The sequence below is a fragment of the Paraburkholderia gardini genome (genome assembly GCF_907164545.1).
In the GTDB taxonomy this organism is placed as follows: domain Bacteria; phylum Pseudomonadota; class Gammaproteobacteria; order Burkholderiales; family Burkholderiaceae; genus Paraburkholderia; species Paraburkholderia gardini.
On sequence record NZ_CAJQZB010000044.1, the window covers coordinates 35,987 to 49,875 of the forward strand.

Here is a 13,889-nt window from a genome sequence, read left to right on the forward strand (position 1 = left end):
CGAAAGGCCGGGGCGGTTGGCCGCCCCGGCCTTTCTCACGCATGCACCGCCGGGCGAATCGACGCAGATGCTGATACCGACACCGCCCGGCGCATCTTCAACCGCAACGCGGCCGCCAGTTCAGGCGTCCACCAGCACCTCAATCGCCGCGTCGAGAATTTCCTCCGAGAGCGGATCGCCCTGCGTGGCCCGCGCGAGGATCAGCGCGCCGATCAGCGTCGACACCTGCGCAAGCGCCTGGCGACGTTTTTTCTCCGCGTCGCGCGTGGTGAGCTGGGTTGCCCACATCGCGACCATCTCCTTCAATCCCGCGACGAAACCGCCGCGCACGGGCCCATCCGGCGCCTCCCGCGCGACGTCGCCCGCGAGCGCCGCCGTCGCGCAGCCGAGCCCCGGATTGTCGCGATGCCCGGTGCCCAGATACTGCGTGACGATCGCGGTGCGCGCCGCAAGACGGTCGCCATTGCTCGCCGCGATGTAGTTCGCCCAGATCCGCCGCGTGTCGCCGATCGCGCGCCGGCAGGCAATCGATGCGAGTTCCTCCTTCGACTCGAAGTGCCCGTAGAACCCACCGTGCGTCAGCCCGGCCGCCGCCATCAGATCCGCCACGCTGACGCCGTTCAGCCCGCGCTCCCGGAATAGCTGCGCCGACACGGCCTCGATCCGCTCGCGGTTCCTGTCCGCCTGTTCTCTCGATACGCGAGGCATTTTCGTCGCTCCTCAAAAAATCGCTTGACATCATTTTACATGATGATGGTAATCTATAAATAGATTTCAACCATCATTTATCGGAGTTATCAAATGGACATGCTTCAGGGCAAGATCGCGCTGGTTGTCGGCGGCACATCGGGTATCGGCGCGGCGGCGGCGGCGCTCTTTGCGGCGGAAGGCGCGGAAGTCGTCGTGGTCGGGCGCCGTCAGGCGGAAGGCGACGCAATCGTCGCGCAGATCCGCGAGAAGGGCGGCCGCGCGTCGTTCATCGCGGCGGACGTGGCCGACGGCGCGAGCGTCGCGGCAATGACCGAAGAAGTGATGCGCCGCCACGGCCGCATCGACTGCGCGTTCAACAACTTCGGCATCAGCCCGGGCTTCGGCCCGCTCGCGGAGCAGGACGAAGCTACGTGGGACCGCGTCATCGATATCAACCTGAAGGGCGGCTTTCACGTCCTGAAGACGCAGTTGCCGATCATGGCGCGTCAAGGTAGTGGCTCGATCGTGTTCACGTCGTCGGTGCTGGCAGAAGTGTTCGTTCCGGGCGCCGCGATCTACAGCGCGAGCAAGGGCGGATTGACTTCGCTTGCGCGCTCGGCTGCCATCGAAGTGGCTTCGAAGGGCGTGCGCGTGAACGTCGTGAGCCCGGCCATCACACGTACGCCGATGACCGCAGGCTCGTTCGTGAAAAACGCGAACGGCGAGAGCGAACATCCATACACGGCGATGCATCCGCTCGGCCGCGTCGCGGAACCGGAGGAAGTGGCGCAGGCTGCGCTCTTCCTGCTGTCGGACCGCGCGTCGTTCATTACCGGCCAGGTGCTGAGCGTCGACGGCGGGTTGACGTCGCAGTAAGCGATAAGCCGTATGTTTGAACCCCGCCAGCGTGATCGTCCGTTCAGGGCGCGGCCATCGGGCCGCCACGTTAGCGGGGCACTCCCTTCACTCATTTCTCAAGAGCGGGCATCCGCGGCGCAGCACTGAAATCGTGCCCGACACTTTTGCGCGCATCCCCTTCGCTTGCTAGACTGCCTTCGCACATCGTCCGCGCAACGCGTTGCCGGACACGTCGACGCATACCGCGTCGCACGAATCCGCGGAGGCGCCATGTCTTACATGCTGCTCATCGTCGAGCCCGTCGAACAGCGCGGCGAGCGCACGCTCGAACAGGGTCACGACGTCTACGACCAGATGCTGCGTTTCGCTGAAAACCTCAAATCGCGCGGCGTCCTGCGCGGCGTCGAATCGCTCAATTCACCGGCGAAAGGCGCGCGCGTTCAGGTGCGTAACGGCCGGAGCAAGGTCATCGACGGTCCGTTCGCCGAGGCAAAGGAAATGATCGGCGGCTTTTTCATCGTCGACTGCGAGACGCTGCAGGAAGCTGTCGCGATCGCCGAAGAATGCCCGGCGGCGTCCTGGTGCACCATCGAAGTCCGCAAGGTCGGCCCCTGCTGGGACTGAGCCTTCACGCGCCACGCCTGGTCACGTTCATCCACGCTGCTCCCCACCAGGGGAATTCCCTGGCGCGAACCGTTCTGTGTCGATCCTGCCCCACGTGGTTCGTCGTACATGCAGAAGCCGGAAAAACGACGGCTTTCCCGTCAGACCAACCAGGAGAAACGGCGATGCGATTCATGATCATAGTGAAGGCAACCGCGGTATCGGAAGCCGGCGTCATGCCCGATGACGACAGCGTGATGAACGCCATGGAGACCTATCACGAAGAACTCGCGAAGGCAGGCGTCCTGCTCGACGCGAACGGTCTGCGGCCGACGTCGAAGGGCTGGCGCATCAGCTACGCGGGCGGCCGGCGCACGGTGATCGACGGACCGTTCGCGGAGACGAAAGAACTGATCGCCGGCTACACGCTCATCCAGGTGCGTTCGCGCGAGGAAGCGGTGGAATGGGCGCGTCGTTTCCCCGCGCCGTTCGGCGAAAACGCCGACGGCGAGATCGAGGTACGCGAGCTTTACGAGCCGGAAGACTTCGAACCGGGCGGCATGCTCGCGCGCACCCGCAAACCGCAGGCCGCAAGCCAGTAGCGGCGCATCCAGAACACGCCATCCGAAGGGATCGATCATGCACAAACAGATCTATGTGAACCTGCCCGTCGACGACCTGCCGAAGTCGATCGCGTTTTTCAGGGCGCTGGGCTTGAGCTTCAATCCGCAGTTCACGAACGATTCGGGGGCCTGCCTCGAAATCGGCGAAAACATCTACGCGATGCTGCTCGTCAAACCGTTCTTCAAGGGCTTCACGGGCAAGCCGGTCGCCGACGCGAAAGCGACGACCGAATGCCTGCTGTGCCTTTCGTGCGAAAGCCGCGCGGAAGTCGACGCGCTCGTCGCGAAGGCCGTGTCGGCGGGCGGCACCGCGCCGCGTGCGCCGACAGACCACGGTTTCATGTACGGCCACGGCTTCGAGGACCTCGACGGCCACATCTGGGAGCTGGTGCACATGGACCCGAACGCGGCAGGCGCATCCTGAGGCCGGTCGTGACGCCGGCTGACACGCATCGGGCCATCGAGGCAGTCTGGCGGATCGAATCCGCCAAGGTCATCGCTTACGTCGCGCGCATGGTGCGCGATGTGGGCCGCGCCGAAGAGCTCGCGCAGGACGCGCTCATCGCCGCGCTCGAACACTGGCCCGAGGCGGGCGTGCCGGCGAACCCGGGAGCCTGGCTGATGGCGACTGCGAAAAACCGCGCGCTCGACTGGCTGCGCCAGCAGGCGCTGCACGCACGCAAGCACGAGGAACTCGGGCGCGAGATGGACGCGCTCGAGACGCACATCGTGCCGGATTTCGTCGACGGGCTCGATGCCGCGCGCGAGGACGATATCGGCGACGACCTGCTGCGGCTCGTCTTCACGGCGTGCCATCCGGTGCTGTCGACTGAAGCGCGCGTGGCGCTGACGCTGCGCCTGCTCGGCGGCCTGACGACCGATGAAATCGCACGCGGCTTCCTCGTGCCCGAGCCGACGATCGCGCAGCGGATCGTGCGCGCGAAGCGCACGCTCGCGGCGGCGCATGTGCCGTTCGAAGTGCCGCGGGCCGACGCGCGCGCCGCGCGGCTCGGCTCGGTGCTCGAAGTGATCTACCTGATTTTCAACGAGGGCTATTCGGCGACGGCCGGCGATCACTGGACGCGCCCGGCGCTTATCGACGAAGCGCTGCGGCTTGGCCGCGTGCTCGAAGGCCTGACACCCGACGAGAGCGAAGTGCACGGCCTCGTCGCGCTGATGGAGATCCAGGCGTCGCGCACGCATGCGCGTACGGATGCGGCGGGCCGTCCCGTGCTGCTGCCCGATCAGGACCGGAGCCGCTGGGACCCGCTGCTGATCCGTCGCGGGCTGGCGGCGCTCGACCGGGCGCTCTCGCTTGGCGGCGCGCGCGGGCCTTACACGTTGCAGGCCGCGCTCGCCGCGTGTCACGCGCGCGCCCGGACGGCGGCCGAAACCGACTGGACGCAGATCGTCGCGCTGTACGACATGCTCGCGGAGGTCGCGCCGACGCCCGTGGTCGAGCTGAACCGCGCGGTCGCGGTCGGCATGGCGTTCGGCCCGCAGGAGGCGCTGCCGCTCGTCGATGCGCTAGCCGAAGAGGGCGCGCTCGCGAACTATCACTGGCTGCCCAGCGTGCGCGGCGATCTGCTTGCGAAGCTGGGCCGCGAGGATGAGGCGCGTGCCGAGTTCGAACGCGCCGCCGCGATGACGCGCAACGCGCGCGAGCGCGAACTGCTGCTCGAACGCGCGGCGCACATGCGCGGGCGCAACTGAACCGCCGCCCGCAACCGCACCGGTCACCGCCCGCTGCGCGCATCCGCTGTACCGTGCATACTCTGAAAGACCGCTGCCGGAGTTTCTGCCATGACGCGCGCTGCCTGCGAACCCGCCCGCACCACCGACCCGGACCTCGTCGCGATCCGTGACGAACTGGCGAGCCGTGAACCGATCTTCCATCGTCCGGAGTGGGGAACGACCCGGGCGGACTTTGACCGGATGCTGGCCGGCGGCTTCTGGGAAACCGGCGCGTCCGGCCGGCGCTACAGCCGTGCGTTCGTGCTCGACGAACTGGAACGCCGCTACGCGTCACCCCCGCTCGACGACGACTGGGAAAGCTGCGACTTCCACTGCCAGCGTCTTGCCGGCGACATCTATCTGCTGACCTATTCGCTGCGCCAGGGCGCGCGGGAAACGCGCCGCTCGACGATCTGGCAGCGCACCGGGTCAGACTGGAAGATCGTCTTCCACCAGGGGACGATTGTTCAGGATGCTTGATTGGCTTCGCCTTGTCGGCGCTTATCCCGCCCGACCCGGCAGAAAGCGGCCGCGCGCTGACGCAGCGATAATACAAGCCAGTCAAAGGAGCCGATCATGAATCCGTCGAACACATCCACACCGCTGCTGGCGCAACTCGGTATCAGCCTGCCGGTGATCCAGGCGCCGATGGCGGGCACCAGCACGCCGGCACTGGCCGCGGCGGTGTCGAACGCAGGCGGGCTCGGCTCGCTGGGCATGGGCGCGACAACGGTTGAAGGTGCGCGCGCGATGATTCGCGAAACGCGCGCGCTGACCAGGAAGCCGTTCAACGTCAATCTGTTCGTGCATGCCCCCGCAACCGCCGACGCGGCCCGCGAGGCGCGCTGGCTCGCGTATCTGGCGCCGGAATTCGCGCGCTTCGGCGCTGAGCCGCCCGCTGCGTTGCGTGAGATCTACAAGAGTTCGGCCGACGACGACGCGATGCTGGCGATGCTCGTCGAAGAGCGGCCGGCCGTGGTGAGTTTCCACTTTGGTCTGCCGAAGCCGCACATCGTGAAAGGCCTGCACGACGCGGGCATCGTGTTGCTGGCGAGCGCGACGAGCCTCGACGAAGCGATGCAGATCGAACGCGCCGGCATCGATGCGATCGTCGCGCAAGGGATCGAGGCCGGCGGCCATCGCGGCGTGTTCGACCCGCGACAGCCCGACGAAGCGCTCGGCACGCTCGCGCTGGTGCGCGTGCTCGTCAGGCATACGCGTCTGCCCGTGATTGCATCGGGCGGCATCATGGACGGCGCGGGCATCGCGGCCGTACTCGCGCTCGGCGCGCAGGCGGCGCAACTCGGCACGGCCTTTGTCGCAGCGCCGGAATCCGCTGCCGATGCGGCCTATCGCGCGGCCATCGCGAATCCCGCGGTGCGAACCACGTTGATCACGTCGATTTCGGGCCGGCCCGCGCGCGGTGTCGACAATCGTCTTGCGGAACTGGGGCGCGCGCCGGACCGCCCGCCGTTTCCCGATTATCCGATTGCCTATGACGCCGGCAAGGCGCTGCATGCCGCGGCCAAAGCGCAGGGCAATTACGACTACGCGCCGCAATGGGCGGGTCAGGCGGTGCGGCTCTCACGTGCGCTGCCAGCCGCCGAACTGGTGGCCACGCTGATGCGCGAGGTCGCGCAAGCAGCTTCGTAGGCGCCGGTTGGCTCTTTTGAATTCATCGATATACACCCGAAATCGTTGACCGGTGGATCGAAGTGGACTAATATGGACTTAGTCCATTAGGAGCAGTTATGCAGACCGTCAATATTCACGAAGCGAAAACACAGTTTTCGCGTCTGGTCGACGCCGCAGCCGGCGGCGAAGAAATTGTGATTGCAAAGGCAGGCAAACCAGCCGCGCGACTTGTGCCGATGGAGCGTGCCAGGGTGACACGCCGGTTTGGTGGCTTGAAAGGCAAGGTTCGTATCGCGGAAGACTTCGATGCGCCGCTGCCCGATGATGTGATCGCAGCATTCGAGGGCCGCTAATGCGTCTGCTTCTTGACACGCACATTTTCCTCTGGTCGGTTACGGACGACCGCAAGCTGACCAAAGCTGCCCGAAAACTAATATTGGATGCCGACGATGTTTTCGTCAGTAGTGCGAGTGTTTGGGAAGCGTCGATCAAAGCAGGGCTTGGAAAGCTCGACGTGGATGTGAACCTGCTGGTGTCCGAGATTGAAGCGAGCGGCTTTTCGGAATTGCCGGTGCGGGCGGTTCACGCGGCGATGGTTCGCGATCTGCCTGACCTTCATCGCGATCCGTTCGACCGGCTTCTCGTCGCACAGGCTCTGTCAGAACCGTTACGGTTGGTGACTTCAGACGGCCATCTGTCGAAGTACACCGATCTGGTTATCACCGTGTAGGAAAAGCGTTATGAATGCGGTGATGGTCGAGTGCACAAAGCGCGAGGTCGCGCAAGCAGCTTCGTAGGCGCCTGCCAGCGCGCTGACTCTGCCTGGAACTCGACGTCCAGTTCGTCGATTTCCTCGACTTCTTTCTGCGCGTCGGCGATCCATTCCTGCATCTCGGGCAGCGCGAGTATTGCCTGCCCATACGCAACGATGTCCGGATCGAGCTTCACGTCGTAGGTGACGAAGCGTGTCACGACCGGCGCGTACATCGCGTCGGCGGCTGTCGGCTTTGTGCCGAACAGAAACGGGCCGCCGTATTGCCCGAGACACTCGCGCCAGATCGTGACGATCCGTTCGATATCGGATTGCGCGCGCCGGGGTCGTCGATCGGCATCACGGTTTCTTCGAACGGCAGCCCGCTCAGCTTCGCAAGCAACCAGCCGCGCAACGACCACGACGAATAGTTCTTGCTGCTGATGGTGAGCGTGGTACCCGCGTTACCCGTGGTATTCGCCATACGTATCTCCTCGCCGACGCGCGCTTCTGTCCGCCATGCACGGTATCGAGGTGGATGGCAAAACGATCAATGTAATTGAGGAAGTGACTGTCGCGACGCCGTTCTGCTCGCTGCTGCACTTTCGCAAGGATCACGCGCCCGCACTGCCGCAACCCCGCGTGCTGGTGATTGCACCGATGTCGGGACATTTTGCGACGCTGCTGCGCGGCACGGTCCACACGATGCTGTCCGAGCACGACGTCTACATCACCGACTGGCACAACCCGCGTGATGTGCCGCTTTCGCAGGGCCGCTTCGGCTTCGACGAGTTCGTGCAGACAGTGATCGACTTCACCGAAGCTGTCGGCGAGGGCGTGCATCTGCTGGCCGTGTGCCAGCCGACGGTTGCGGCGCTTGCTGCCGTCGCGCTGATGGCCGTCGACAACAACCCGGCGCAGCCCGCCAGCATGACGTTGATGGCAGGTCCGATCGATACGCGGATCAACCCGACGCGCGTGAACGAGCTTGCCAAAAGCAAACCGATCGAATGGTTCGAGCAGAACCTGATCAGCGCGGTGCCGTTTGGCTTCGCGGGCGCGAGCCGCCGCGTTTATCCCGGTTTCGTGCAACTGGGCGCGTTCATGTCGATGAATCTTCAGCGGCATATGGATTCGTTCGCGACGATGCACTTCGAGCGCGCGAAAGGCGATACGAAGAAAGCCGATGCCATCCAGATTTTCTACGAAGAGTATTTCGCCACGATGGATCTGACGGCCGATTTCTATCTGGAAACCGTCGATACCGTGTTCCAGAAACACGCGTTGCCGCTGCACACGCTGGAAGTGCGCGGAAGGCGGGTCGATCCTTCGGCGATACGCCGCACGGCGCTGATGACAGTCGAAGGGGAAAAGGACGATATCTGCGCCGTGGGCCAGACGCTTGCCGCGCAGGATCTGTGCGACAAGCTGCGCCCGTATCTGAAAACGCATCACGTGCAGACGGGCGTTGGGCACTACGGCGTCTTCAACGGCCGACGCTGGGAGCGACACATTTATCCGCGCGTACGCAGCATGATTCAGGACAACGAGCCGCGTGCGGCTGTCGTGAGCCCGCGCGCGCAACCGATCCAGCTGGCGGCTTCGTCGCCCGTGAATCCGCCGCCGGGATCGGTGCCCGCCGCACCCGCGACGGATGAAGAAGCGAGCGTCGTCACGAACGTCGTGCCGTTAAGGCGCAATCCGGCTTTGTCGCGTTAGGCCGTATCAGGCGCCGGACATCCGGCGCTTCTCTTTCGCGCGGATTCAGGCCACCGCCCGCGCGCGGCGTTTGAACCCATGCGCCCGGGCTTGCAATGTGGTTACGTCACTTCACTTTTCCACGGCGTGACGGCGGGGACTTCACATGGTCCTTCAGCGTCGATCGACCTGAAATCCGCGGGCGAGACGATCTCCATGTACTCCATGTCTTCGGAGTAATCGAACAGGTAATGGACGATGCCCGGGGCCTGGTGCACGCAATCGCCGGCGGCGACGAGCGTTTCCCTGTCGCCGTACATGAAGCGCGCCCAGCCCTTCAGCATGATCACGATATGGAAATCCGCCTCGTGCCGGTGCCAGCCAGTGCCTTCTTCCGGCGCCATGTTCGCCTTGACGAGCTGCGCGAGCACCTTGCCGCCCGTCGCCTTTGCGATGCCGAGATCGCGATACAGAAAGAAGTCGCGCAAGCCCTGGTCTTCCCAGGCGGTGTCCTGCGGACGAACATGCGAAAACCCAGTGGCAAGTCCGGTAGTCATCAGCGCGCTCCAGAATGATGAACGGTTCAGGGAAAACGACACGCGGGTCGTCTTTCCAAGCATCAAACATTCCAGGCGCGATGCGGTTGCAGCCTCACGCGGCCCGACAGTCGCGCGGCTCTTGCGGTCATCGTCGGGTTCACACGAATACGGCGGACGGCAAGTGCAACGCGGTGCGCGTTTGCCCAATCGTGTGACGCAGCGCACGGGTCCAGTGCAGCCAGGCGACCTTTCAATCCCTGTATTTCAGGCCCGGTACACATGAAGCGATTCCAGCGCTCAGAGAGTTCAAGGCTTGCCATCACCCGCCCGCTGCGGGCACGATGCGGGGACAAAACTCACATAGACATGGAATCGAGCATGGGCGATTCAAATAAAAGCCTGCCGGCATGCCTGAGCCTCTTAAAAGGCGTTCTTCCGATCAACCGGGCTGCGGCATTGCGCGATGCACTCGCCGGCATATCGCTCGCGTCGGTGGACATTCCCCAGGTGCTCGGTTATGCACGTATTGCCGGCATGCCCACCGTGACGGGGCTGTACACCGCTTTCCTGCCGCTTGTCGCGTTTGCGCTGTTCGGCGCGTCGCGTCATCTCGTGGTGGCGGCAGATTCGGCAACCGCCACCATCCTCGCCAGCAGGGTTTCGACGATGGCGCCGACGGGGAGCATTGAATACGTCGCGTTGGCGGGTATGGTCGCGCTCCAGACCGCGGCGCTTCTACTGCTTGCCCGCATCTTCAAGCTTGGATTTCTCGCTGACTTCCTGTCGCGTACCGTGCTGGTCGGTTTTCTGGCAGGCGTGGGCGCGCAAGTGTCGATCGCCATGTTCGGCGACATGCTGGGTATGCCGGTGCCCATCCCTTCGTCGCGAAGTCTCGCGCAACTGATGTACGTGGCCGGGCATCTCGCGCACGCAAATCTGCCGACGTTCGCGCTCACGGTGCTGGTGGTGGGGGTCATCCTTGGCTTCAGGCGTTTTCTGCCGCGTGCGCCGATGGCGCTGGTTGCCGTGGTGGGCAGCATCGCCGCGAGCAAGGTCTTCGACTTCGCCGCTCACGGCATTTCAGTGCTTGGGCCGATCAATGGCGGCCTGCCGCCGCTACGCTTCCCGGCCGTCACGTGGCAACAGTTTCTCGATCTCATGCCGGTGGCGGCATCATGCTTCGTGATGATCATCGCGCAAAGTGCTGCGGCGGCGCGCGTGTTCGCCCAGCAGTATCACGAAGAAGTCGACACCAACGCCGACATCCTCGGACTGGCTGCGGCGAACGCGGCTGCCGCGTTCAGCGGTACTTTCGTGGTAAACGGCAGCCCTACGCAGACAGCCATGGCCGAACGCGCGGGCACGCGCAGCCAGATCGGGCAGCTCTCGTTTGCCGCGGTGGTGGTCATGGTGCTGCTGTTCCTGAGTCCCTCGCTGCAATACCTGCCGCATTGTGTGCTGGCGGGTATCGTGTTCACGATCGCACTCGGGCTCATCAACGTGCAAAGTCTGAAAGCGATCCGCCGCGAGAGCCCGGGTGAATTCACACTGGCTCTCGTAACGGCCGCTGCCGTCGTGCTGCTGGGCGTCGAGCACGGCATTTTGCTTGCGGTGGCACTGTCGCTGATGCGGCACGTGCGGCATAGCTACCATCCACATACGATGGTGCTGGAGCCCGCCGCCCCAGCAGGACGATGGCTGCCCGTGCCCGCACGACCCGGCACCATGACGGCGCCGGGCCTCATCGTGTACCGCTTTGGCTCGGACCTGTTCTTCGCCAATGACCACTTCTTCACACTCGAAGTCACCCAGCTCATTGATTCGGCGCCGGATGTGTTGCGCTGGTTCGTTGTCGATGCGGGAGCGATTACCGATCTCGACTACTCCGCCGCCCGCACCCTGAGCGATCTGATCCAGAACCTGCACGAGCGCAAGATCGCAGTGATTTTCGGACGGGTGAACCGCTATCTGCGCGCCGATATGGACCGGCACGACATCACGCAGACCATCGGCGCGTCGAACATTTTCGCAACGATGCACGAAGCGCTCGCGGCCGCAGGCGTGAACCCGGCTGCACATGAGACCGGCACGCTGTAGGCGGTATGCGGCAAAGCATTCCGGAGCGGCGCGCCAGCCGGCGATTCACGTCCTTTATCAACCGGATCAGGACTTCAGTGGAATCCAGAGTTCGACGCCGCCCATGCCGGTCGTCGGATTGAACCGTTCGCTATAGCGTTCGAACACGGGCGCATCGGCGATTTCGTGTCCCGACTCCGGCAACCACTTGTTCCAGATGGTGTTCCACGTGCGGCGAATCGCCGAGATGTGGTCACGGTGTTCGAATATGGCGTAACGCTGTTCGCCAATCCGCACGCGCGCCAGATCGGCGGGCAACGCTGAAAAATCCGCGACTTCGACGCCGCACAGATAGTCGAAATTGCCGGCGTCGTCGTTGTTGAAGCACACGCCGTACGCGACCTGTCCAACCTGCCCGGGTATCTTGCCGATGGACGGGCCGAACCGCTGCCACTGCGCGGGAATGCCATCGTTGCGTTCGTAGTGGTAACGCCCGCTCAGGCCCGCGACAAGCAATGGCTTGCCGGTTTCGATGCGCGGCGGTGCGAGGTCTTCGAGAAAGGATTCGTCCATTTTGAGGGGCTCCACGAGTTCGATGTTGCACACGGTGCCGTGCGCACGGACCGCTTCGGGCGTGACGCCGAACTGGTCGCGAAACGCGCGGGTGAATGCCTCATGAGAGCCGTAGCCCGCCTCGACGGCCACCGCCAGGATATCGGGCGCGCCGTCCGCAAGCGCGCGGGCCGCATCGGAAAGACGGCGGCTGCGCACATAGCGCATCACCGTGCGGCCCGTCGCCGCTTCGAACGCACGCGACAGATGAAAGCGCGAAACGCAGCCGCACGTCGCGATATCGTCGAGCGTGATATCGCTTGCGTAGTGACTTTCGATAAACCAGAGCGCTTTTCCGACGGGGTTCATGCCAGCTCTCATATCAGCACGGAACCAGCATAGCCGTGACGAATGCGGCGCATTTGATCGCGATTGCGCATCGGTATTGCGGCGTCTCAGCCGTTACCGGCGGCCGCCTTGTTGCTGGAGCGTTTCGGCGCATCGTGCGCGCTTTGTGCTTCGCCATGCGCGGAAGGCGCGCGGGCACGCAGGAACGCTGCGCCGAGCAGACCCGCGAGCGCCGCGAAAATCGCACCGCACATGAACGCCACGTGATACCCCGCGTTCAGCGCGACCGGCGTGGCCGCGCCACGCGCGAGCAGTTCACCCGTGCGCGCAGCGGCAAGGCTCGCGAGAATCGCGAGGCCGAGTGCGCCGCCCATCATGAACGCCGTGTTGACGATGCCCGATGCGAGGCCGGAATCCTCCGGCTTCACGTCGCTCATTGCGGCAAGCAGCAGCGGATTGAACGCGATGCCTGCGCCGAAGCCGAGCAGCAACATGCCGGGCAGCACGTCGAGCGCGAAGTGACCGTCGACCGGCGCGCGCGCAAAAAGCGCGAGTCCGCAGGCCGCGATCAGAAGACCCGCCGCCAGCGGCAGACGCAGGCCGAATCGCATCACAAGCCGCGCGGAAAGCCCCAGCGAGAAGAACGCCATGATCAGGTTCGCGGGCAGAAACGCGAGGCCGACCTGCATCGGCGGATAACCGAGTACCCGCTGCAGATAGAGCGCGGAGATGAAGAACCACGCGAACATCGCGGCTGCCCACAGCATGCCGACTACGTTCGCCGTCGCGACGTTACGCAGCGTGAAGAGCCCAGGCGGCATCAGTGGATGACGCACGCGCGATTCGATCCACAAAAAGAGCGCAAGCAGCGCGATGGCGAGGGCAAGCAGGCCGGACGTCGTCAGGGACATCCAGCCGGCCTCGTTGCCGTTGACGATCGCATAGACCGCCAGCATCAACGAAGCGGTGACGCTGGCCGCGCCGGCTACGTCGACCCGGCCGGTTTGCTGCTGGCCGCGTCCCGCCGGAAGCAGCGCGAGACTGAGGCCATAGACCGCGATGCCGATCGGCAGATTGACGAGAAAGATCCAGTGCCAGCTCAGCACATTGGTAAGCAGGCCGCCGAGCAGTACGCCGATGCTGCCACCGCCTGCGCACACGAAACCGTACACGCCCATCGCTTTCGCGCGTTCGCCGGTTTCGGTGAACAGATTCATGATGAGCGACAGCGAAACAGCCGAGACCACAGCGCCGCCCAGGCCCTGCACGGCGCGCGCGCAGACAAGCAGCACCTGTGTGGTCGATACGCCGCACGCGAGCGACGCCACGGTAAACAGCGCAATACCGGCAAGGAACAGCCGGCGGTGCCCGAACAGGTCGCCGAGGCGACCGCCCAGCAGCAGGAAGCCGCCGAACGCCAGCATGTACGCGTTGACGACCCACACCAGCGAGGTTTCAGAAAAGCCGAGGTCCGCGGCGATCGAGGGCAGCGCGACGTTCACGATGGTCGTATCGAGGACGATCATCAGCACGCCCATGCAAAGCACGAGCAGCGCAAGCCAGCGTTTGTTGCCTTCGATGTGATGCGTCATGCGTACGTTCCTGTTACGTTTGCCGCGCGTGAACAGAGAAGGACCTGACCCTTACCCTTGTCGATCTGCTTCGATCAGACTCGAAGTGTAGTACGTGAACCGCGCTTAGAGGGTGTTAGGCACTTTCAGTCGGACCTGGTATCCTGGTGTGATGACACCACGCAAGCCATACCCGACGGACGTGACGGAC

14 protein-coding genes and 2 pseudogenes are annotated in these 13,889 nt (G+C 64.4%); 11 read left to right on the forward strand and 5 right to left on the reverse strand.

Annotated features, from left to right (window positions below):
* Nucleotides 1-120 precede the first annotated feature (120 nt).
* On the reverse strand, nt 121-708 hold the full coding sequence (locus tag LPA37_RS24185) for a TetR/AcrR family transcriptional regulator (RefSeq protein ID WP_228983554.1): 588 nt from the start codon (nt 706-708) through the stop codon (nt 121-123).
* 93 nt (nt 709-801) lie between these two features.
* Here LPA37_RS24185 and LPA37_RS24190 point away from each other — a divergent pair, with 93 nt between their 5' ends.
* From LPA37_RS24190 to LPA37_RS24230, 9 genes are all read left to right on the forward strand, one after another.
* Entirely contained in the window at nt 802-1,566 is a 765-nt protein-coding gene (locus LPA37_RS24190; protein WP_228983555.1) for an SDR family NAD(P)-dependent oxidoreductase, read from the forward strand.
* Nucleotides 1,567-1,818: 252 nt separating this feature from the next.
* Nucleotides 1,819-2,172, forward strand: a complete 354-nt coding sequence (locus LPA37_RS24195; RefSeq protein WP_228983558.1) for a YciI family protein — start codon at nt 1,819-1,821, stop codon at nt 2,170-2,172.
* Between the two features lie 164 nt (nt 2,173-2,336).
* Nucleotides 2,337-2,753 carry a YciI family protein gene (locus LPA37_RS24200; protein WP_229013918.1) on the forward strand — a complete coding sequence of 139 codons (417 nt, stop codon included), beginning with the start codon at nt 2,337-2,339 and terminating at the stop codon, nt 2,751-2,753.
* Between the two features lie 37 nt (nt 2,754-2,790).
* On the forward strand, nt 2,791-3,198 hold the full coding sequence (locus LPA37_RS24205) for a VOC family protein (protein ID WP_228983563.1): 408 nt from the start codon (nt 2,791-2,793) through the stop codon (nt 3,196-3,198).
* An 8-nt stretch (nt 3,199-3,206) separates the two neighbouring features.
* Complete coding sequence (locus tag LPA37_RS24210) at nt 3,207-4,487, forward strand: RNA polymerase sigma factor (RefSeq protein ID WP_229013919.1); 1,281 nt, start codon at nt 3,207-3,209, stop codon at nt 4,485-4,487.
* 90 nt (nt 4,488-4,577) lie between these two features.
* Nucleotides 4,578-4,988, forward strand: a complete 411-nt coding sequence (locus tag LPA37_RS24215; protein WP_229013920.1) for a nuclear transport factor 2 family protein — start codon at nt 4,578-4,580, stop codon at nt 4,986-4,988.
* Nucleotides 4,989-5,084: 96 nt separating this feature from the next.
* Complete coding sequence (locus LPA37_RS24220; RefSeq protein ID WP_229013921.1) at nt 5,085-6,161, forward strand: NAD(P)H-dependent flavin oxidoreductase; 1,077 nt, start codon at nt 5,085-5,087, stop codon at nt 6,159-6,161.
* A 98-nt stretch (nt 6,162-6,259) separates the two neighbouring features.
* Complete coding sequence (locus tag LPA37_RS24225) at nt 6,260-6,496, forward strand: type II toxin-antitoxin system Phd/YefM family antitoxin (protein WP_228983577.1); 237 nt, start codon at nt 6,260-6,262, stop codon at nt 6,494-6,496.
* Nucleotides 6,496-6,873: a type II toxin-antitoxin system VapC family toxin gene (locus LPA37_RS24230; RefSeq protein WP_228983580.1), complete on the forward strand. Its 378-nt coding sequence runs from the start codon at nt 6,496-6,498 to the stop codon at nt 6,871-6,873. The genes LPA37_RS24225 and LPA37_RS24230 overlap by 1 nt, the downstream gene beginning before the upstream one ends.
* Nucleotides 6,874-6,968: 95 nt before the next feature.
* On the opposite strand, the pseudogene LPA37_RS24235 reads toward LPA37_RS24230, so the two are convergent.
* A pseudogene (locus LPA37_RS24235) lies at nt 6,969-7,378 on the reverse strand (glutathione S-transferase C-terminal domain-containing protein); the annotation flags it as partial.
* 44 nt (nt 7,379-7,422) lie between these two features.
* Between LPA37_RS24235 and LPA37_RS24240 the strand changes: the two are divergent.
* A pseudogene (locus tag LPA37_RS24240) lies at nt 7,423-8,613 on the forward strand (polyhydroxyalkanoate depolymerase); the annotation flags it as partial.
* Nucleotides 8,614-8,714: 101 nt separating this feature from the next.
* Here the strand turns inward: LPA37_RS24240 and LPA37_RS24245 are convergent.
* Nucleotides 8,715-9,149, reverse strand: coding sequence for a cupin domain-containing protein (locus LPA37_RS24245; protein WP_229013923.1), 435 nt, complete (start codon nt 9,147-9,149; stop codon nt 8,715-8,717).
* 360 nt (nt 9,150-9,509) lie between these two features.
* Between LPA37_RS24245 and LPA37_RS24250 the strand changes: the two genes are divergently transcribed.
* Entirely contained in the window at nt 9,510-11,228 is a 1,719-nt protein-coding gene (locus tag LPA37_RS24250; protein ID WP_229013924.1) for a SulP family inorganic anion transporter, read from the forward strand.
* A 66-nt stretch (nt 11,229-11,294) separates the two neighbouring features.
* On the opposite strand, the gene LPA37_RS24255 is transcribed toward LPA37_RS24250, so the two are convergent.
* The gene (locus tag LPA37_RS24255; RefSeq protein WP_228983589.1) at nt 11,295-12,128 is read right to left on the reverse strand and encodes an AraC family transcriptional regulator; all 834 of its coding nucleotides are present in this window, start codon (nt 12,126-12,128) and stop codon (nt 11,295-11,297) included.
* 86 nt (nt 12,129-12,214) lie between these two features.
* On the reverse strand, nt 12,215-13,699 hold the full coding sequence (locus LPA37_RS24260) for an MFS transporter (protein WP_229013925.1): 1,485 nt from the start codon (nt 13,697-13,699) through the stop codon (nt 12,215-12,217).
* Between the last annotated feature and the right edge of the window lie 190 nt (nt 13,700-13,889).

Coding starts and splice junctions, on each gene's coding strand:
- LPA37_RS24185 (WP_228983554.1), bottom strand. CDS start 708: ATGCCTCGCGTATCGAGAGAACAGGCGGACAGGAACCGCGAGCGGATC.
- LPA37_RS24190 (WP_228983555.1), top strand. CDS start 802: ATGGACATGCTTCAGGGCAAGATCGCGCTGGTTGTCGGCGGCACATCG.
- LPA37_RS24195 (WP_228983558.1), top strand. CDS start 1,819: ATGTCTTACATGCTGCTCATCGTCGAGCCCGTCGAACAGCGCGGCGAG.
- LPA37_RS24200 (WP_229013918.1), top strand. CDS start 2,337: ATGCGATTCATGATCATAGTGAAGGCAACCGCGGTATCGGAAGCCGGC.
- LPA37_RS24205 (WP_228983563.1), top strand. CDS start 2,791: ATGCACAAACAGATCTATGTGAACCTGCCCGTCGACGACCTGCCGAAG.
- LPA37_RS24215 (WP_229013920.1), top strand. CDS start 4,578: ATGACGCGCGCTGCCTGCGAACCCGCCCGCACCACCGACCCGGACCTC.
- LPA37_RS24220 (WP_229013921.1), top strand. CDS start 5,085: ATGAATCCGTCGAACACATCCACACCGCTGCTGGCGCAACTCGGTATC.
- LPA37_RS24225 (WP_228983577.1), top strand. CDS start 6,260: ATGCAGACCGTCAATATTCACGAAGCGAAAACACAGTTTTCGCGTCTG.
- LPA37_RS24230 (WP_228983580.1), top strand. CDS start 6,496: ATGCGTCTGCTTCTTGACACGCACATTTTCCTCTGGTCGGTTACGGAC.
- LPA37_RS24245 (WP_229013923.1), bottom strand. CDS start 9,149: ATGACTACCGGACTTGCCACTGGGTTTTCGCATGTTCGTCCGCAGGAC.
- LPA37_RS24250 (WP_229013924.1), top strand. CDS start 9,510: ATGGGCGATTCAAATAAAAGCCTGCCGGCATGCCTGAGCCTCTTAAAA.
- LPA37_RS24255 (WP_228983589.1), bottom strand. CDS start 12,128: ATGAACCCCGTCGGAAAAGCGCTCTGGTTTATCGAAAGTCACTACGCA.
- LPA37_RS24260 (WP_229013925.1), bottom strand. CDS start 13,699: ATGACGCATCACATCGAAGGCAACAAACGCTGGCTTGCGCTGCTCGTG.